Raw genomic sequence first — 19,240 nt, 5'->3', positions numbered from 1 at the left:
ATATCAAGACGAAAATCTTGAGTTTGTCTCAATCAAGAGCCCTGCGGAGAATGGCGCCATCTCGATTCAATCTGGAGCGCCAAGCCATGTCCCTGTCCCATTCCCTCGGTTTTCCCCGTATCGGTCGTGACCGCGAACTGAAGAAAGCCCTAGAAGCCTACTGGCAGGGCGAACTGGATGAAGCCGGGCTGCGTGCCGTCGGTGAGCGCCTGCGTGCCGAGCATTGGCTGGTGCAGAAAGAGGCCGGCATCGACCTGCTGCCGGTCGGCGATTTTGCCTGGTATGACCAGGTGCTTACCCACTCCCTGACCTTTGGCGTGATCCCCGAGCGTTTTCGTCCGGCCTCCGGCAAGCCGACCCTGCAGACGCTGTTCGCTATGGCGCGTGGCGCTGGCAGAAGCGCGAATGCCTGCTGTGGCGGGGCGCATGATCAGCCTCTGGTCGCGCAGGAGCTGACCAAGTGGTTCGATACCAACTACCACTATCTGGTGCCGGAGTTCTCGGCTGATCAAGCGTTCGCCCTGAGCTGGGAGCAACTGTTCGAGGAGGTGGAGCAGGCGCACGCCCTGGGCTATCGGGTGAAGCCGGTGCTGATCGGCCCGCTGACTTATCTGTGGCTGGGCAAGGCCAAGGGCAGCGACTTCGACAAGCTGGAGCTGCTCGAACGCCTGCTGCCGGTGTATGGCGAGATATTCCGGCGCCTGGCTGAGCAGGGCGTGGAGTGGGTGCAGATCGACGAGCCGATTCTGGTGCTGGACTTGCCGCAGGATTGGAAGAACGCCTTCGAGCGCGCCTATAACCTGATCCAGCGTGAGCCGTGCAAGAAGCTGATCGCCACCTATTTTGGCGGATTGCAGGACAACCTCGGCCTGGCCGCCAACTTGCCGGTCGATGGCCTGCATATCGACCTGGTGCGCGCGCCCGAGCAGTACCCGACCATCCTCGACCGCCTGCCTGCCTATAAAGTGTTGTCGCTGGGCGTGGTCAACGGCCGCAACGTCTGGCGCTGCGATCTGGAGAAGGTGCTCGGCGTGCTGCGGCATGCCCATGAACGCCTGGGCGAGCGGCTGTGGGTGGCGCCATCCTGCTCGCTGCTGCACAGCCCGGTGGATGTGTCTGGCGAGGATCAGCTCGATGCCGAGCTGAAAAGCTGGCTGGCCTTCGCTGTGCAGAAGTGCGAGGAGGTGGCGCTGCTGACGCGCGCGCTGGCAGCGCCGGAATCGGCCGAGGTACAGGCCGCGCTGGCGCAGAACCGCGCGATCCGGGCGACGCGGGCTGCGTCTTCGCGCATCCACAAGCCGGAGGTGCAGGCGCGCGTGGCGGCGATTCGTCCGCAGCACGCGCAGCGTCAGTCGCCGTTCGCCGCGCGTATCGAGCAACAGCGCGAGCGCCTGCAATTACCGTTGTTGCCGACCACCACCATCGGCTCCTTCCCGCAGACCCCGGCGATTCGCCAGGCGCGGCAGGCGTTGCGCCAGGGCCAGTTGAGCGCCGCCGACTACAACGAGGCCATGAAGGGCGAGATCCGCCATGCCGTGGAGATTCAAGAGCGCCTCGGGCTGGATGTGCTGGTGCATGGCGAGGCCGAGCGTAACGACATGGTTGAGTACTTCGCTGAGCGGCTCGACGGCTATGCCTTCACGCGTTTCGGCTGGGTGCAGAGTTACGGTTCGCGCTGCGTCAAACCGGCGGTGATCGTCGGCGATCTGAGTCGCCCGCAGGCGATGACCGTGGAGTGGATTCGCTATGCTCAGAGCCTGACCGACAAGGTGGTCAAGGGTATGTTGACCGGCCCGGTGACCATGCTGTTGTGGTCGTTCCCGCGCGAGGACCTGCCCTGCGAGGTGCAGGCGCGCCAGTTGGCGCTGGCGATTCGCGATGAAGTGCTGGATCTCGAAGCCGCTGGTATCCGGATCATCCAGATCGACGAGGCAGCGTTCCGTGAAGGCCTGCCCCTGCGCCAGAGCGCCTGGCAGGGCTATCTGGACTGGGCCACCGCGGCCTTTCGCCTGGCCGCCAGCGGCGTGCGCGACGAAACACAGATTCACACCCATATGTGCTACAGCGAGTTCAATGATGTGATCGAGTCGATCGCGGCGATGGACGCCGATGTCATCACCATCGAGACCTCGCGTTCGGACATGGCGCTGTTGCAGGCGTTCGAGCACTTCGCCTATCCCAACGAGATCGGCCCTGGCGTGTACGACATCCACTCGCCGCGCGTGCCCGATACGGCGGAGATGGCAGCCTTGCTGCGCGAGGCGGCGCGGCGCATTCCCGCGCTGCGCCTGTGGGTCAACCCCGATTGCGGGCTGAAGACCCGCGCCTGGCCGGAGACCGAGGCGGCGCTGGTGAACATGGTGGCTGCTGCCCGGCAGTTGCGTGCCGAACTGGCCTGATCTTCAATTATCGGGAGGCGGCGCAGACGCTCTGTCGCCGACCTCTTGTCACCGCGAGGAAGACCGCTCGTCCTCCTTCATCAAACTGTCATGCTTGTGTGGCAGCGCCATCGACTGACTTTCATCAGACTCGCGTTTCAGTGGGGTTCTGCGTTTCTGGTATTTCCATGCGTGCATTCTTTTTCATCGCTGCGCTGTTGTGCGGCGTGCCGTCTTTTGCGGCCAATCGTTGCGACCTGTCCGAGCCGACCCGTTACGCGGATGTTGGCGACGTGCGCCTGGCTTACCAGAGCGTCGGCAGTGCAGGTGATCCTGCGCTGCTGCTGATCATGGGCCTGGGTGGCCAGTTGATCCACTGGCCGGACGAGGTGGTAGAACGCCTGTGTCAGCAGGGCTTTCGCGTCATCCGCTTCGACAATCGTGACGTGGGCCTGAGCAGTTGGCGCAAACCGGTGCCGAGCATCAATCTAGGGTATGAAGTGGTGCGCTATCGGCTGGGATTGTCACTCGGTGCGCCTTACCAACTGCGTGATATGGCGGGTGATGCACTGGGCCTGATGGATGATCTGGGTATCGGTGACTTCCATGTCTTGGGTGCGAGCATGGGGGGCATGATCGCCCAACATTTGGCCGATATGGCGCCTCACCGTGTGCTCAGCCTCACCTTGGTGATGACCAGCTCCGGCGCGCAGGGGCTGCCTGCGCCAAGCGATGCTTTGTTGCAATTGCTGGCCCGGCGCGAGGCCAGCAGCCGTGAGCAGGCGCTGGAGCAACAAGCCGATCTGCTGGCCGCGCTGGGCAGTCCGCAGGTGCGTGATGATCGCAAGGTGTTATTGGAGCAAGCCCGTATAGCCTATGACCGCGCGTTCAATCCTGAAGGTGTGCAGCGCCAGTTGTTGGCGATTCTGGCTGAGCCCAGTCGGGTGGATCTGCTCAATCGCCTGCAGGTGCCGACTTTGGTGGTGCATGGCACTGCTGACCCACTGTTGCCGGTGATGCATGGTGTGCACGTAGCGGCGCATATTCGCGGAGCCCAGCTAAAGCTGATCCCAGGCTTGGCTCATCGCTTTCAGGAGGCATTCAAGGAGCCCTTGCTCGCGGCAGTATTACCGTATTTGGCTGTGCACAGTGCTGCGCTATCCACATACTCTCTACCAAGCATGGAGTCGAGATGAAAGGCTTAGGGCTAAGGCTTACAGAGAGTGTTCCGCTATCAGCTAGACCCAGGGATGGTTGATCAAATACGTGCCGCGACAAATGGAAATTACGCACTGGGAAGTCCGAAATTTTCTGCCGAAGTTGAAGCTGCGCTGGGGCGAAGAGTGACAAGAAGTAGGCCTGGGCGTCCCAAGATTGCGCCTGGTCTTTAGTGAAACACGTGGGCTGTCCCCTATTGTCTTCCTGTTTATATGGCGGTCTGCCCCTGCTGCTGAGATGCCTTGTCGGCATGTATCATCAAGCACCGATTAAGTGCGATAAGCGCGCTTCGCCTGCTAATTGCGAGTGATGACAGCATGATCGAAGTAACCGAAGTTTCCATTGCCGAGCTGCGTGCCGCGCTGGAGTCTGGCCGCACCACGGCGGTCGAGCTGGTTAAGGCCTATCTGGCGCGTATCGAGGCCTACGACGGCCCGAATACGACGACCCAGCTCAACGCGGTGGTGGTGCATAACCCCGATGCGCTCAACGAGGCCGAGGCCTCCGATGCACGGCGTGCTCGTGGTGCGACGCTGAGCCCGCTCGATGGCATTCCCTACACCGCCAAGGACAGCTATCTGGTCAAGGGCCTGACAGCGGCCTCCGGCAGCCCGGCGTTCAAGGATCTGGTCGCTCAGCGCGATGCCTTCACCATCGAGCGTCTGCGCGCCGCCGGCGCCATTTGTCTGGGCAAGACCAATATGCCGCCGATGGCCAATGGCGGTATGCAGCGCGGTGTTTATGGCCGCGCGGAAAGCCCCTATAACGCCGATTACCTGACCGCTCCGTTCGCTTCGGGCTCGTCCAACGGTGCCGGCACGGCGACCGCCGCCAGCTTCTGTGCCTTCGGCCTAGCCGAGGAAACCTGGTCGAGCGGTCGCGGCCCAGCTTCGAACAACGGGCTGTGCGCCTATACGCCGTCGCGCGGGGTGATTTCGGTGCGCGGTAACTGGCCGCTGACGCCGACCATGGATGTGGTGGTGCCCTATGCCCGCAGCATGGCCGACCTGCTGGAAGTGCTCGATGTGGTGGTGGCCGAGGATGCAGACACGCGTGGTGACCTGTGGCGCCTGCAGCCCTGGGTGCCGATCCCGCGTCCGTCCGATGTGCGTCCGGATTCCTACCTGGCACTGGCTGCCAAGGCCGAAACTCTGGTCGGCAAGCGCCTGGGCGTGCCGCGCATGTTCATTAACCAGGACGAGTTGGCGGGCACCAGCGAATCCCCCGGCATCGGCGGGCCGACGGGTCAGCGTATTCACACGCGGCCAAGTGTGATCGCCCTGTGGGAAGCGGCGCGTCAGGCGCTGGAAGCAGCCGGTGCCGAGGTGCTGGAGGTGGACTTCCCGCTGGTGTCCAACTGCGAAGGTGACCGTCCCGGTGCGCCGACCGTGTTCAATCGCGGCATCGTCACGCCCGAGTTCCTGCATGACGAGCTATGGGAGCTTTCCGGCTGGGCCTTTGATGACTTCCTGCGGGCCAACGGCGATCCCAAGCTCAACTGCTTGGCCGATGTCGATGGCCCGCAGATTTTCCCGCACGACCCCGGCACGTTGCCGAACCGCGAGGGTGATTTGGCCGCGGGTATGGACGAGTACGTCAAGATGGCCAAGCGCGGTATCAAGCCCTGGGATCAGATTGCCACGCTGCCGGACGGCCTGCGCGGCCTGGAGCATACGCGCAAGATCGACCTGGAGGACTGGATGGATCAGCTCGGCCTGGACGCCGTGCTGTTCCCCACCGTGGCCGATGTTGGCCCAGCCGATGCCGATGTGAACCCGGCGTCCGCCGATATCGCCTGGAGCAATGGCGTGTGGGTGGCCAATGGCAACCTGGCGATCCGTCACCTGGGCGTGCCCACCGTCACCGTGCCGATGGGGGTGATGGCCGATATCGGCATGCCGGTCGGGTTGACCTTCGCCGGCCGTGCCTACGATGACTCGATGCTGCTGCAACTGGCGTCGGCTTACGAGGCGACCGGCAGCAAACGTCTGGTACCGCCGCGTACGCCACCGTTGGCGTGAATAGGATGGCGCAGCCGCTGAAGCGCTTCCCACGGTTTGTCACAAGTAGCCATTGCCATTGCGGCGGGTTGCACCCGCCCTACGAAATCGCTGGTCGCGCTTGTGATGACAACTGACGTCGGTTTATGAGGCGACCGGCAGCAGTTATCGCCGCCGAAGCGCCTCCCACGGTTTGTCACAAGTAGGGCGGGTGCAACCCGCCATTGCCCCGGTGGCGGGGTGCACCCGTCCTGCCATGAGTCTTGGTCATTGCCGCAAATCCACTGCCGGGGCGCCTTGGCGGTCGAATAGTTGCGTCGGATTGCTTGGCAGGATGCTCGGGCTGCCGTCTGTACTGTTGCCGTTACCCAGAATGCGGATATCGCCGTACTTCTTGCCGGATATCGCCGCCAGTCCGGCGCCATCGCGCACGACGGTGGGGCGCAGGAAGACCATCAGGTTGCGCTTGACGTGCGATTGGTTGGTGGAGCGGAACAGCCGACCGAGCCAGGGGATATCGCCGAGCAGCGGCACCTTGGATTCTGACTCGGTGATGTCATCTTGAATCAGCCCGCCCAAGACGATGATCTGGCCGTCATCGGCGAGGATGGTGCTCTTGATCGAGCGCTTGTTGGTCACCAGATCGACGGCCTGGGCGTTGAGCCCGGTGCTAGGGGCAATGGAAGAAATTTCCTGCTCGATCTCTAGGCGCAAGGTGGCGCCGTCGTTGATATGTGGCGTGACCTTGAGGGTGACGCCGATATCCCTACGCTCGATGGTGGTGAAGGGGTTGCTCGAACCGGCGGCATCGGTGGTGTAGGAGCCGGTCTGGAAGGGCACGTTCTGGCCGACGAGGATTTCTGCTTTCTGGTTGTCCAGCGTCAGCAAGCTCGGTGTGGACAGCAGATTGCTCTTGCTGTTGGCCGACAGCGCCGTGATCAGCGCGCCGAAGCGGTTGCTGCCAACACCGACGATGGCTCCGTCGGGCAAGGTGGTGCCGTCGGGGATGGCGCCGTCCTGCAGCGCCTGCAGCACGGTGCCGACAGACAGACCGGAGCCTGCGAAATTGACACCGCCGAGCCCGCCGCGATTGCCGCGGCCATCCACGGCCCACTGCACGCCAAGGGCATCGCTGATATCGCCGGAGATTTCGACGATGGCGGCCTCTACCATTACCTGTGCGCGCGGTACATCGAGCTGGCGCACGATGTCTTCGAGATTCGCCACAACGTCGGGCTCAGCCAGCAGCACCAGCGCGTTGAGGCTTTCATCAGCGCGAATGAGGATGTTCGAGGGCTTGCCAGTGGCTTCGCCAGCTTGTTGATTGTTCATGCCTTCAGTGATTTCGCCGAGGGTTTCGGCCAGGGCCTTGGCATCGTTGTGGCGCAGGCGGATGACGCGGGTGTTGGCTGATCGGCTGCTGGGGCTGTCCAGCGAGCGGGCCAGTTCGGCTAGCTTTTTACGGGCCTCCGGTGGGCCGAGCAGGATCAGGCGGTTGGTGCGGGCGTCGGCCACCACCTGGGTGGCGCTGGTGCCCTTGCCCTGGCCACGGGAGATGGCGCTGTTGAGGACTTCGGCGGCGTCCATCACCCAGGCGTTTTGCAGGGTTATCACGCTGAAATCCTGAGCGCCGCTCTGATCGAGTTGGCGCATCAACGCTTCGATCCGCGCGATGTTGGCGCTGCGGTCGCTGATAATCAGGGCGTTGGCGGAGGTTACGGCGGCCAGGTGGCCGTACTGCGGAACCAGTGGACGAATCAGCGGGATCAACTCGGCGACGGGCACCTGTTGTAGTTGGATCAGGCGCGTTTCCAGGCGATCGGGTGCGGGCTGGCTGCTGTCGGCTTCAGCCTTGGCCTCGGCATTGGGCACAATACGCGCCTGATCGCCTTGGGTCATGACGCTGAAACCATGCGTTGCCATGACCGAGAGGAACAACTGATAGATCTCGGACATTCCCAAAGGCGTGCTGGAGACCACATTGACCTGGCCTTTGACGCGCGGATCGATAACAAAGGTCTGCCCAGTGATGGCCGCAACCTGATCGATGAACTCGCGGATATCGGCGTTCTTGAGGTTGATCGTCCAGCTATCTTCCTGTTGCTTGCTGCTGCTGGGGGCGGGCGTAATTTGTGCCAGCACGGGCAGCGGTAGCACCAGGCTGGCTGTGAGCAGGGCCTGTGTCAGTCGGCTTCGGAGTACGGGCATTGGCCTAGTCGTTATCTAATGGCTGATCAGTCTGGGGTTGCGGCTGCGAGGAGCCGTTGTTTTCCATTTGTTGACGCAATGCCTGCATGCGTTCCTGTAGCTGCTGCATGTTGTCCTGTTGCAGTTGATCGAGTTGATCCAGAGCGCCTGCGTTTGGTTCCGCAGGTGGTACATAAGTGCTTGGCTGGCTGCTGTTGGGCTTAGGAAAAGCCAGGCTTTCAAGGCGACCATTGCGCCTGAGTTCGACATGATCGGGCTGGACGCTATCGAGGCGCACGCCGTTGTCCACCTCGCTGCCCACCCTATAGCGCTGCGCGGGTTGCCCCTGGCGCTGGATCAGTGCGCTGGAGCGCTGCGGGTCGCTATGCACGAAGCTGCCGAGCAGGGTGAGCTGCAGGTTGGTGGCGGGGGCCGGGCCGTCAGCGTTCTCTTGAGGGGGGCCGAACAGTTGCCCAAGAGGGGCTTGGGCGGTGGGCGTCGAGTCGTTGTTGATGGCTTGTTCGGGCGAGGTGCTGGGCGCGCGTAGCAGGCGCAACAGCTCGGCACTCTGCATGGCCAGGCTGATGCCTATGACGGCCAAGATGAGGATGCCGAGCAGGCTTGGGGCATTGTTCTTGAGGCGCTGGGCAAGGGGCGAGATGGGCAACAGCATCACTCCGCAAACGACGTTCTGGTTCTTCTTGCTGCTCTAAGTAACGGGGCGATCATAGCAGCAAGCGCCAGACGGATATCCAGTCGCCTGTTTTTCGGCAGGCCAGCCTGCGCGCTCAGGACAGCAGGCGTGAACCTAGTTCGTCTGCGCCAGAGGCGGCTCCTGGGCAAGCGCAGCGGGGCGCTCGGTCGCTTTCGACAGGGCCAGTATTTCCAGGCGGCCTTGATAGCGCAGCTCCACATAACGCGGATACACGGCCTGTAGGCTTATGCCTGGCGCCAGTTCTTCGCCGACACGATAACGTCGTGTGGCTTGGCCCTGGCGCTGGATCAGTGCGCTGGAGCGTTGCGGGTCGCTGTGCGCGACGCTGCCCAGCAGGGTCAATGGCAGATCCGGCGTGCTGGACGTTGTGGGCATGCTGAACTGAGCCTGGCCGAACAGCTCGGCGATAAGTGGCTCGGTCTGGCGCGCGCTGTCATCTGGTCGAGTGTGTGCCTGCGCCAAGGGTTGTACATTCAGGCGTGTGTACAGATCGACGCCTTGCAGGCTGAGTAAGGCCAGGGTCGTGAGCGCCACTGCTGCGCTGAGCAGGCGTGGCGCGTACGCGCTGAGGCGTTGCTGAAGATGGCCGCGCACGGCGTTAGCTCCTGACCTGATTCATTGGCGCAAGTCCACGGCCGGGCGACCTTGGCCATCGAATAGCTGATTCGGTTGGCTGGGCAGGATGCTTGGGCGGTCATTGCTGGCGTCATGGCCGATGACGCGTATATCGCTGTACTTCTTGCCGGAAAGCGCCGCCAGCCCGGCACCATCACGCACGACGGTGGGCCGCAGGAAGACCATCAGGTTGCGCTTGATATGTGCCTCGCGGGTGGAGCGAAACAGCCGTCCNTGCGAGAGCTACAAGCCTCTATCACGTATCCAAGGGATAGCGCCTAACCGCGAGATCCCAACCGAATTGCTTGACGACCATAGAGCGTTGGAACCACCTGATCCCATCCCGAACTCAGTAGTGAAACGACGCATCGCCGATGGTAGTGTGGTGCTTCACCATGTGAGAGTAGGTCATCGTCAAGCTCCTATACGAAACCCCAGATCGCACACGCGGTCTGGGGTTTCCTTTTTGTATAAAGGTGAGTCTTGTGCTTTTTAGCACTGATCATCAGGACGCAAGCTGTTTAAATCTGAAGCTAAAACTTCAAAAAACAGCTTGACGGATTGAAAGGCTGCTGTAGAATGCGCGGCCTCGGTTGAGACGAAAGACTTAACCAACTGTTCTTTAACAACTGAATCAAGCAATTCGTGTGGGTGCTTGTGAAGTAAGACTGAGAGTCGAAAGATTATGCCCGCCCCCGCCCCGATTAGGCGCTGCACGAACAGTCATCGAACACAGATACTTTTCCTACAGCGCCACGCACGCTAACTTGAATCACCCGCCACCTTACAGGCCCCTCGCCATGAGCACTTCCGTGGAACCCTGCGCCGAACTGATGCTGGATAACCAGCTATGCTTCGCCCTCTACTCCACCTCGCTGTTAATGACCAAAACCTACAAGCCACTGCTGCAGGCGCTCGGGCTCACCTACCCGCAATACCTAGCCATGCTGGTGCTATGGGAGAACGAAGGCATCACCGTCAGCGAGATCAGCGCACGCATGCTCACCGATCCCGGCTCGCTCACCCCGCTGCTCAAACGCCTGGAAAGCGAGGGCCTGCTGCATCGCCAGCGCAGCAGCCAGGACGAACGCGTGGTGCAACTGCACCTCACCGAAAAAGGCCGCGCACTGCATGAACAAGCCAAGGCACTGCCGGCTTGCATTCTCAAAGCCTCAGGCCTCGATTTAGAAGAGCTAGGCAAACTGCGCAACGACTTGGTCGAGTTGCGCCAGCACCTGCAAAACGCACTCTGATACCCGGCGATGCGCGTCATCGCCCTCTTCTCCTCCCTTTCATCGCCTCCCCCTTTTGTGTCCACCCATGAGCGAACGGCCATACGTTCTCTCTGAAAGACACAAGCGCAGCCCTGCCGCGCCTGCTTATTCCATTATCCGTTTGCACATATAGCTAAATATTTTCGCAATTTACATTGCGCGCAAAATATTTGCGCGATAAGTTTCTCCCCGCAGAAATACTTTGTACGCAAAACATTAGCCACCAAACCAATCAAAAGGAAATACCAGCATGACTATCGAAAATGTTCTGTACCGCGCTACCGCTGAAGCCTTCGGTGGCCGTGAAGGTCGCGCCGTTTCTTCCGATGGCATTCTCGACATCGCCCTGAGCACCCCAAAAGAACTCGGCGGTGCCGGCGGCAACGGCACCAACCCGGAACAACTGTTTGCCGCTGGCTACTCCGCCTGCTTCCTTGGCGCCATGAAGTTCGTCGCCGCTCGCGACAAACTGAGCATCCCGGCTGACACCTTCATCGAAGGCACCGTAGGCATCGGCGCCATCCCCACCGGCTTCGGCATCGAAGTGGAACTGCGCATCAGCCTGCCGGGCCTGGATCGCGACGCCGCGCAAACCCTGGTGGATCGCGCGCACATCGTCTGCCCGTACTCCAACGCCACCCGCGGCAACATCGACGTCACCTTGACCATCGTATGACCGATCCGGCGCCGGGCTGCCCGGCGCCCTCTTCACAAAGGAACAGGAATATGAACATCTCGCGCATCCTCACTGCCGGCCTGCTCGCCCTGGCCATCAACAGCAGCTTCGCCGCCGGCAGCCCCGGCGTGGAACGTACCACTCAGGGCTTCCTCGATGCCCTGGCCGCCGGTGGCGGCCAGCCGCTGGAAAGCCTTTCGCCAAAAGACGCCCGTGCCGTACTGGTCGGCGCTCAGGCCGGGGTTAAGGTGGATGTGTCCGGCATCGTGGTCGACACCAAGGTGATTCAGGTCAATGGCCAGTCGCTCACCCTCAAGGTGGTGCGCCCTGAAGGTGCGCGCGGCGTCTTGCCGGGCTTCATGTTCTTCCACGGTGGCGGCTGGGTGCTGGGCGACTACCCGACCCACCAGCGCCTGATCCGCGACCTGGTGGTCGGTTCCGGCGCAGCGGCGATCTACGTCGACTACACACCGTCGCCCGAAGCCAAGTACCCGACTGCGATCAACCAGGCCTATGCCGCAACCAAATGGGTAGCCGACAACGGCAGCCAGATTGGCGTCGACGGCTCACGCCTGGCCGTGGTCGGCAACAGTGTTGGTGGCAACATGGCAGCCGTGGTCGCCATCAAGGCCAAGGAAGCCGGTACGCCGAAACTGCGCGCTCAGATACTGCTGTGGCCAGTGACTGACGCCAATTTCAACAATGCGTCGTATAACCAGTTCGCCGAAGGCCACTTCCTGACTCGCGGCATGATGGAGTGGTTCTGGGACAACTACACCACCGACCCGAAGCAGCGTAACGAGATCTACGCCTCGCCACTGCGCGCCAGCCTGGAACAACTCAAAGGTCTGCCGCCGGCCCTGGTACAAACCGCCGAGATGGACGTGCTGCGTGATGAAGGCGAAGCCTACGCCCGCCGCCTTAACGCTGCTGGCGTGCCGGTGACCGCCGTGCGCTACAACGGCATGATCCACGACTACGGCCTGCTCAATGTGGTGGCTGCAGTTCCGGCGGTGCGTTCCGCCTTGGATCAGGCAGCGCAGACGCTGAATAACAGCCTCAAGTAAGCGACTGAAAAACGAAACCCCGCCACCGTTGCCGGTTGCGGGGTTTCTTTTGATCATCGTCTTTCGCGGCTACAGCCGCTCGAAGTTGACGTAGCCTGGGTTTCGCGATGCTCTACCCAGCCTACATGCCTACCAGTGGGGGGGATGTGAAGCGCGCATCCACCTGCGTAAACCCCGTGGGAGGCGCTTCAGCGGCGACTATCGCGGCCAAAGTCGCTCACAAAGGCCATGTTTGTGGAGCGGCTGGTCGGCACTCCGCTTCAGCCGCGAATTGCTGGTCATACTGCGCTACGCACCTGCTCCCAGGTCAGATCCAGGCACTTGCGCGCCTTTTCCACCAATTCGTCGATCTCGGTCGGACTGATTACCAACGGCGGCGCGATGATCATGGTGTCGCCCACCGCGCGCATGATCAGACCGTTGTTGAAGCAGTGCCCCCGGCAGACCATGCCAGCGGCCACGTCATCCGGGTAACGCTTGCGCGTCGCTTTGTCCTGCACCAGCTCGATGGCGCCAAGCATGCCCAGACCACGAACCTCACCCACACCAGCAGCGCTGATGCGGTGGGCTGAAGCGAATCGTCGCCCGGCCCACCCTACTGTTTACTTCTTGTCGGCGGCGAACAGCGCGTCGAGCTTCTGCTCGAAGGCGTGGTAGCCGATGCGGTCATAGAGTTCCGCGCGGGTCTGCATCAGCTCGATGACGTCCTTCTGGTGGCCGTTCTGGCGAATTGAGGTGTAGACACTTTCCGCCGCTTTGTTCGCCGCACGGAAGGCCGACAACGGGTAGAGCTGGATGGCCACGCCCACCGAGGCCAGTTCATCGCGGGTGAACAACGGCGTGGCGCCGAATTCGGTGATATTGGCTAACACCGGCACCTGCAGCGCCTCGACGAAACGTTTATAGGTCGGCAGGTCGTAGGCAGCCTCGGCGAAAATGCCATCAGCACCGGCTTCGACGTAGGCCTGGCAACGCTCAATGGCGGCGTCCACGCCCTCAGCCTGGATGGCGTCGGTGCGGGCAATAAGGAAGAAATCCGGATCGGTCTTGGCGTCAGCGGCGGCCTTCACGCGGTCGCACATTTCCTCGGTGGAAACGATCTCCTTGCCGGGACGATGGCCGCAACGCTTGGCGCCGACCTGATCCTCGATGTGCGCAGCGGCAGCGCCGGCCTTGATTAGATTCTTGATGGTGCGCTCTATGTTGAAGGCGCTTGGGCCGAAGCCGGTGTCGATGTCGACCAGAAGCGGCAGGTCGCACACATCGGTAATGCGGCGCACGTCGGTGAGCACGTCATCCAGGGTGTTGATGCCCAGATCCGGCAGCCCGAGCGAGCCGGCAGCGACACCGCCACCAGACAGGTAGATGGCACGAAAGCCGGCGCGTTTGGCCAGCAGAGCGTGGTTGGCGTTGATGGCGCCGATTACCTGCAGCGGACTCTCGATGGCGAGGGCCTGGCGGAAGCGTTGGCCGGCGGAAAGCTGGATCATGAATCACCTCGGGTCTTGGATGAAGTGGTAAGCGCCTCTTTATAGTGGCGCTCGATATTGCGCTTGGAGGCGCCGATGTGGCGGCGCATCAACAGCTCGGCCAACTCGCCGTCACGTTCGGCGATGGCATCGAGAATGCGGTGGTGTTCGGCGAAGGCCTGGTGCGGTCTATTAGGCGTGGCGGAAAACTGCAGGCGGTACATACGCACCAGTTGGTACAGCTCGTCGCACAGCAGTTTGGCTAGGGTGCGATTGCCGCTGCCCTGGATGATCCGGTAGTGGAAGTCGAAGTCGCCTTCCTGCTGGTAGTAGCCGACGCCGGCCTTGAAAGCAGCGTCCTGCTCGTGCAGTTCCAGCACCCGGCGCAGTTCATCGATCTCCTGCTGAGTCATGCGCTCGGCGGCCAGACGGCAGGCCATGCCTTCCAGCGACTCGCGAATCTCGTACAGCTCGATCAGCTCGGCATGGCTGAGCGATACCACCCGCGCGCCTACATGCGGTACGCGCACCAGCAGCTTTTGCCCTTCTAGGCGATGGATCGCCTCGCGCAGCGGCCCCCGACTGATGCCGTAGGTGCGCGCCAGTTCGGGTTCGGAAATCTTGCTGCCAGGAGCGATCTCGCCCTTGACGATAGCAGCCTGGATACGGCGAAACACATGCTCGGAAAGTGTTTCAGAATCCATAGCAGAGGTTGCAGAAGCATGTAAATCAAGCGCCATGATTGTCGACACATCACTAAAAATGACAGTCAAAATCTAAGCCAAAAGCGCTAAACCGTCAAAGAAAACGAATGCATTGTCGACAAAATGGCGAAAGATATTAAAAGAGAAACTGCGACCTTACCTGCACAATGCGCTATAAGCGTCTGTCTGCGCGGAAAAACCCCATGCTAGAATGCGTTCAACTTATGCTTGGTCATTGCTACTGCCATGCCTGCTAGACTCCATGGCAGACAGATGCATGGCCGAAAGCCACCAGCTCGCCTTTACCCGCCTCAGGCCCAATCCTCTCAAGGACTCATGAGACCGATACCGCCCCGCCTTCTCTTGCTGCTAATGCTCTGCTGCCCAGGCCTGGCCTTTGGCAAGACTGCCTACGGCCTTAATGAATACATCCACATCGAAGAGCTTGACCTGCTAGTAGCCGCCAAGCTCGACACTGGCGCCAAGACCGCATCACTCAGCGCACGAGAGATCAAGCGCTTCAAGCGTGACGGTGAGCCCTGGGTCAGTTTTATCCTGGCTATCGACGATACGCACGAGCGCACGTTCGAGCGCCCGCTGGCGCGCATCAGCAAAATAAAACGCCGCGCGGCCGACTTCGATGAAGAGGACGGAAAAACCTACACGGCCCGCCCGGTAATCGAGCTAGAACTGTGCATGGGCGACACTTTGCGCAGAATTGAAGTGAACTTGACCGACCGAAGTGCATTCCAATATCCGCTTTTGATTGGCTCCGAAGCGCTCAAGCATTTCGGTGCCATGGTCGATCCAAGCCTTAAATATGCAGCTGGCAAGCCTAGCTGCACCAACGACGCAACCCCTGGCGAGTAATTCCCATGCGCTCTTTGAACCTGCATCTGAAAGTCCTGATCACCCTACTGGTGACATTGGGCGTTCTGATTACGGCATATCAAATCTTCATCCTCGGCATCCCTGTAACCGAAGACGAAACCGACGACCTATGGAATATCGACGCCAAAGTCGAATTCCAGGCCAATCCGCGCGAGCCGGTAAAGTTGCAAATGTTCGTGCCGCCACTGAATCAGGACTATGTCAGCCTCAACGAGAGCTTCATTTCCAACAACTACGGGGTAAGCGTCAACCGTGTCGACGGCAACCGCCGCGTGACCTGGTCTGCGCGCCGCGCCAGTGGCAAGCAGACCATCTATTACCGCCTGGTGCTGACCAAGCGCTACAGCGGTGAGCAGGTTCCTGTCAAAGGCCCGATCTTCCGCGACAGCCTGCCGGTTGAAGGCCCGGAAAAGATCGCCGCCGAAGCGCTGCTGGCGCCCATTCGCCAACACTCGGCGGATGTTGAAACCTTCATCAGCGAAACCATCAAGCGCGTCAATAACACCAACGACGACAACGTCAAACTGCTGCTCGGCGGTGACCCCTCCAGCGCCAAGAAAGCCGCAGTGACCGAATTGCTGCTGTCCATCGCCCACGTACCGATGGAGCGCGTGCATACCATTCGCCTGATGGCTGAAGTCGCACAATCGCCCGAGCTCTGGCTGCGCAGCTTCAATGGTCAGAAATGGCTGTACTTCAACCCGGAAACCGGTGAACAAGGCCTGCCAGCCGACCGCCTGGTATGGTGGACCGGCGATGGCGAGCTGATCAACCTCGAAGGCGGCAAACAAGCGCAAGTCACCTTCAGCCTGAACAACAGCGAGATGAACGCCATCCGCCTGGCCAAGCTGACTGACGAGAACACCGACGCCACCTTCCTCGAGTACTCGCTCTACGGCCTGCCGCTGCAGACTCAGCAGACCTTCATGATCATGGTGATGATCCCGATTGGCGTGCTGGTCATTCTGATTCTGCGTAACCTCGGCGGCCTGCAGACCCTGGGCACCTTCACGCCGGTGCTGATCGCCCTGGCCTTCCGTGAGACCCAACTGGGCTTCGGCATCTTCCTATTCACCGTAATCACCGCACTCGGCCTGTCACTGCGCTCGTACCTTGAGCATCTCAAGCTACAGATGCTGCCGCGCTTGTCCGTGGTATTGACCTTCGTTGTCGTGCTGATCGCGACTATCAGCCTGTTCAGCCACAAGCTAGGCCTGGAGCGCGGCCTATCGGTAGCGCTGTTCCCGATGGTGATTTTGACCATGACCATCGAACGCCTGTCGATCACCTGGGAAGAACGCGGTGGTAGTCATGCGTTCAAAGTCGCCATTGGCACCCTGTTCGCGGCCAGCATTGCGCACCTGCTGATGAACGTACCGGAACTGGTCTACTTCGTGTTCACCTTCCCAGCGATCCTGCTGATCCTGGTGGGCTTCATGCTGGCGATGGGTCGCTACCGCGGCTACCGCCTGACCGAGCTGTTCCGCTTCAAAGCCTTCCTCAAGGACTAAGACCATGTTCGGCCTGATCAAGACGTGGAAGGCCCTTGAAGCCAAAGGCATCATGGGCATCAATCGACGCAATGCGGACTACGTGCTGAAGTACAACAAACGGCACCTGTACCCGATCGTCGACGACAAGATCATCACCAAGGAACGCGCCATCGAGGCCGGTATCGATGTGCCAGAGCTGTACGGCATCATCGACACCGAAAAAGGCATCGACAAGCTCGACGAGATCATCGCCGGGCGTAACGACTTCGTCATCAAGCCGGCGCAAGGTGCTGGCGGTGACGGCATCCTGGTAATCGCCGACCGCTTCGAGGATCGCTTCAAGACGGTGTCCGGTAAGATCGTCAGCCACGAGGAGCTGGAGCAGCAAATTTCCAGCATCCTCTCCGGCCTTTATTCGCTCGGTGGTCACCGCGACCGCGCGCTAATCGAGTACCGCGTAACCCCGGACACCATCTTCAAGAGCATCAGCTACGAAGGCGTGCCAGACATCCGCATCATCGTCCTCATGGGTTACCCAGTAATGGCCATGCTGCGCCTGCCGACACGCCAATCTGGCGGCAAGGCCAACCTGCACCAAGGCGCCATCGGTGTCGGCGTGGACTTGACCACCGGCGTTACCTTGCGTGGCACCTGGCTGAACAACAAGATCAGCAAGCACCCAGACACCACCAATGCGGTAGATGGTGTGCAACTGCCGAACTGGGATGGCTTCATGAAGCTCGCCGCCGGCTGTTACGAGCTGTGCGGTCTGGGCTACATCGGCGTCGACATGGTGCTGGATCAGGACAAGGGCCCGTTGATTCTCGAACTCAACGCCCGTCCAGGCCTGAATATCCAGATCGCCAATGACTGCGGCCTGACCAAACGCACTCATGCCGTCGAGGCCCACCTTGAAGAGCTGAAAGCCAAAGGCATTCAGGAAAACGCCGAAGAGCGCGTACGCTTCTCCCAAAAGCTGTTCGGTCACGTCGCCACCAAGCAAGACTGATCGCACCGAATGCAGGAGCCTGGCGGGCTCCTGCGCCGCTCTCAAGTCATATACAGCCTCAGCCCTGATGAGCCGGTAACACGCCACCATTCTCCATGCGCAACCCACGATAACCTGATGGAGCGCAGTTCAGGCAGCCCTAGGATCATTTCCGGCAGCACATTACAATCGCCGCTCAGCCCACGTTGACCAACGCGCATGCCCACCTGCCAAATTCACTCGCTGCCTTACAGAGCCGACCCCGGCGATTATTTCGAACGCATTCACGCAGCGCCTGGCGCAGTTCTACTGGACGCAGGCCGCCCAGTCGCCACACGCGGACGCTACGATCTGATGAGCGCCTGGCCATTGGCAGAGTTGGCACCACTGAATGACGAGCCTGCCAGGGATTTTCTCCAGCGCCTGCGCGAAGCGCTGAACGGACTGGGTGAAGCGCATATCCCCGCGCCGTTCGAACTGCCCTTCGCAGGCGGATTGATGGGGTATCTGGCGTATGACTTCGGGCGCCGCCTGGAGTCCTTCGGGCAAGACACCACAAATGATTTGAACCTGCCGGATGCAGGCTTTGGCCTATACGGCTGGGCGCTGATCAGCGATCACCACACAGCGACCAGCCAACTGGTGTTTCACCCCAAGCTGCCCACCGACGAGCGCCAGCGCCTGTGCGAATTATTCGAGCAGCCCAGCACCGCAACGCAACCAAAATTTCACTTGCACGCCCCCTTTCGTCCGGATCTGCACCCCAGCCAATACCTTGCAGCCATCGAGCGTATTCAGGCCTACATTCTGGCTGGCGACTGCTACCAGGTGAATTACACCCAACGCTTCCAGAGCACCTGTGAAGGCGATCCATGGAGCGCCTATCGAGCCTTGCGCCAGGCGTGCCCGACGCCCTTCGCCGGCTACCAGCACCTGCCAACGGGTGGCGCCATCCTTAGCTTGTCACCTGAGCGCTTTCTCAAAGTCAGCCAGGGCCACGTAGAGACCAGACCCATCAAGGGGACTCGCCCACGAGGCGAGACCGCGACAAGCGACCAAGCACAGGCCGAAGCCTTGCTCGGCAGCCCCAAAGACCGGGCAGAGAATCTGATGATCGTGGATCTGCTGCGTAACGATTTAGGCCGCAGTTGCCGCATCGGCTCAGTACGGGTACCGGAGCTGTTCGCCCTGGAGAGCTACCCCAATGTTCACCACCTGGTCAGCAGCATCACTGGCGAACTAGCAGCAGGCAAGGATGCACTGGACCTTCTCGCCGGTAGCTTTCCAGGCGGCTCCATAACAGGCGCGCCGAAGATTCGCGCCATGCAGATTATCGACGAGCTGGAGCCAACCCGACGCGGCCCCTATTGCGGCTCCCTGCTCTATCTCGACGTACGCGGCGAGCTGGACAGCTCAATCACCATTCGCAGCCTGCTGGTCAAGGACGGGCGCATTAGCTGCTGGGGCGGCGGCGGTATCGTCGCCGACTCCGATGCACAGGCCGAGTACCAGGAGTCGATCACCAAGGTGAAGGTGCTCCTGGATACGCTGGAGAAGCTTTAGAA

General features: G+C 61.0%; 15 protein-coding genes, 1 rRNA gene and 2 pseudogenes. 11 read left to right on the top strand and 7 right to left on the bottom strand.

Annotated features, from left to right (window positions below; translation table 11 throughout):
• The first annotated feature begins 86 nt into the window (after positions 1-86).
• From metE to AERO9A_RS15965, 3 genes are all read left to right on the top strand, one after another.
• Positions 87-2,399 (top strand): 5-methyltetrahydropteroyltriglutamate--homocysteine S-methyltransferase, encoded by a 2,313-nt coding sequence (metE, locus tag AERO9A_RS15975; protein WP_159972923.1) that lies wholly within the window; start codon positions 87-89, stop codon positions 2,397-2,399.
• A gap of 167 nt (positions 2,400-2,566) precedes the next feature.
• A complete protein-coding gene (locus AERO9A_RS15970) occupies positions 2,567-3,574 on the top strand; it encodes an alpha/beta fold hydrolase (RefSeq protein ID WP_159972922.1) in 1,008 nt (335 codons plus the stop codon).
• A gap of 339 nt (positions 3,575-3,913) precedes the next feature.
• Complete coding sequence (locus AERO9A_RS15965; protein WP_159972921.1) at positions 3,914-5,617, top strand: amidase; 1,704 nt, start codon at positions 3,914-3,916, stop codon at positions 5,615-5,617.
• A gap of 246 nt (positions 5,618-5,863) precedes the next feature.
• On the opposite strand, the gene gspD is transcribed toward AERO9A_RS15965, so the two are convergent.
• From gspD to AERO9A_RS15945, 4 genes and pseudogenes are all read right to left on the bottom strand, one after another.
• Positions 5,864-7,804 (bottom strand): type II secretion system secretin GspD, encoded by a 1,941-nt coding sequence (gspD, locus tag AERO9A_RS15960; protein WP_159972920.1) that lies wholly within the window; start codon positions 7,802-7,804, stop codon positions 5,864-5,866.
• Positions 7,805-7,808: 4 nt separating this feature from the next.
• Positions 7,809-8,456 carry a type II secretion system protein N gene (locus tag AERO9A_RS15955; RefSeq protein ID WP_256665981.1) on the bottom strand — a complete coding sequence of 216 codons (648 nt, stop codon included), beginning with the start codon at positions 8,454-8,456 and terminating at the stop codon, positions 7,809-7,811.
• Positions 8,457-8,591: 135 nt separating this feature from the next.
• A complete protein-coding gene (locus AERO9A_RS15950; RefSeq protein WP_159972918.1) occupies positions 8,592-9,092 on the bottom strand; it encodes a type II secretion system protein N in 501 nt (166 codons plus the stop codon).
• A gap of 21 nt (positions 9,093-9,113) precedes the next feature.
• Positions 9,114-9,347 (bottom strand): annotated as a pseudogene (locus tag AERO9A_RS15945) (type II secretion system protein GspD); the annotation flags it as partial.
• 70 nt (positions 9,348-9,417) lie between these two features.
• Between AERO9A_RS15945 and rrf the strand changes: the two are divergent.
• The 4 genes from rrf to AERO9A_RS15925 all read left to right on the top strand — a co-directional run bounded on the left by rrf (position 9,418) and on the right by AERO9A_RS15925 (position 12,130).
• Positions 9,418-9,533: ribosomal RNA gene (rrf, locus tag AERO9A_RS15940) — 5S ribosomal RNA — on the top strand.
• A 380-nt stretch (positions 9,534-9,913) separates the two neighbouring features.
• Positions 9,914-10,366, top strand: coding sequence for a MarR family winged helix-turn-helix transcriptional regulator (locus tag AERO9A_RS15935; protein WP_159972917.1), 453 nt, complete (start codon positions 9,914-9,916; stop codon positions 10,364-10,366).
• A 271-nt stretch (positions 10,367-10,637) separates the two neighbouring features.
• A complete protein-coding gene (locus tag AERO9A_RS15930; RefSeq protein ID WP_159972916.1) occupies positions 10,638-11,063 on the top strand; it encodes an organic hydroperoxide resistance protein in 426 nt (141 codons plus the stop codon).
• Between the two features lie 50 nt (positions 11,064-11,113).
• Entirely contained in the window at positions 11,114-12,130 is a 1,017-nt protein-coding gene (locus AERO9A_RS15925; RefSeq protein WP_159972915.1) for an alpha/beta hydrolase, read from the top strand.
• A gap of 278 nt (positions 12,131-12,408) precedes the next feature.
• On the opposite strand, the pseudogene AERO9A_RS15920 reads toward AERO9A_RS15925, so the two are convergent.
• The 3 genes and pseudogenes from AERO9A_RS15920 to AERO9A_RS15910 form a co-directional block, all read right to left on the bottom strand.
• Positions 12,409-12,675: pseudogene (locus AERO9A_RS15920) on the bottom strand (aspartate aminotransferase family protein); the annotation flags it as partial.
• A gap of 57 nt (positions 12,676-12,732) precedes the next feature.
• Entirely contained in the window at positions 12,733-13,620 is an 888-nt protein-coding gene (gene prpB, locus AERO9A_RS15915) for a methylisocitrate lyase (protein ID WP_159972914.1), read from the bottom strand.
• On the bottom strand, positions 13,617-14,339 hold the full coding sequence (locus AERO9A_RS15910) for a GntR family transcriptional regulator (protein ID WP_159972913.1): 723 nt from the start codon (positions 14,337-14,339) through the stop codon (positions 13,617-13,619). Before AERO9A_RS15910 ends, prpB begins: the two co-directional genes overlap by 4 nt.
• Before the next feature lie 300 nt (positions 14,340-14,639).
• Between AERO9A_RS15910 and AERO9A_RS15905 the strand changes: the two genes are divergently transcribed.
• The 4 genes from AERO9A_RS15905 (at position 14,640) to pabB (ending at position 19,238) form a co-directional block, all read left to right on the top strand.
• Entirely contained in the window at positions 14,640-15,173 is a 534-nt protein-coding gene (locus AERO9A_RS15905; protein ID WP_159974072.1) for an ATP-dependent zinc protease, read from the top strand.
• Positions 15,174-15,178: 5 nt separating this feature from the next.
• Positions 15,179-16,705, top strand: a complete 1,527-nt coding sequence (locus AERO9A_RS15900) for an inactive transglutaminase family protein (RefSeq protein ID WP_159972912.1) — start codon at positions 15,179-15,181, stop codon at positions 16,703-16,705.
• Between the two features lie 4 nt (positions 16,706-16,709).
• The gene (locus AERO9A_RS15895; RefSeq protein ID WP_159972911.1) at positions 16,710-17,696 is read left to right on the top strand and encodes an alpha-L-glutamate ligase-like protein; all 987 of its coding nucleotides are present in this window, start codon (positions 16,710-16,712) and stop codon (positions 17,694-17,696) included.
• A 198-nt stretch (positions 17,697-17,894) separates the two neighbouring features.
• Entirely contained in the window at positions 17,895-19,238 is a 1,344-nt protein-coding gene (gene pabB, locus AERO9A_RS15890) for an aminodeoxychorismate synthase component I (protein ID WP_159972910.1), read from the top strand.
• Positions 19,239-19,240: the final 2 nt, after the last annotated feature.

Origin of the sequence: Pseudomonas sp. 8Z, from assembly GCF_902506535.1 — a bacterium.
In the GTDB taxonomy this organism is placed as follows: Bacteria; Pseudomonadota; Gammaproteobacteria; order Pseudomonadales; family Pseudomonadaceae; genus Aquipseudomonas.
This window is presented reverse-complemented; position numbering and strand designations above follow the sequence as displayed.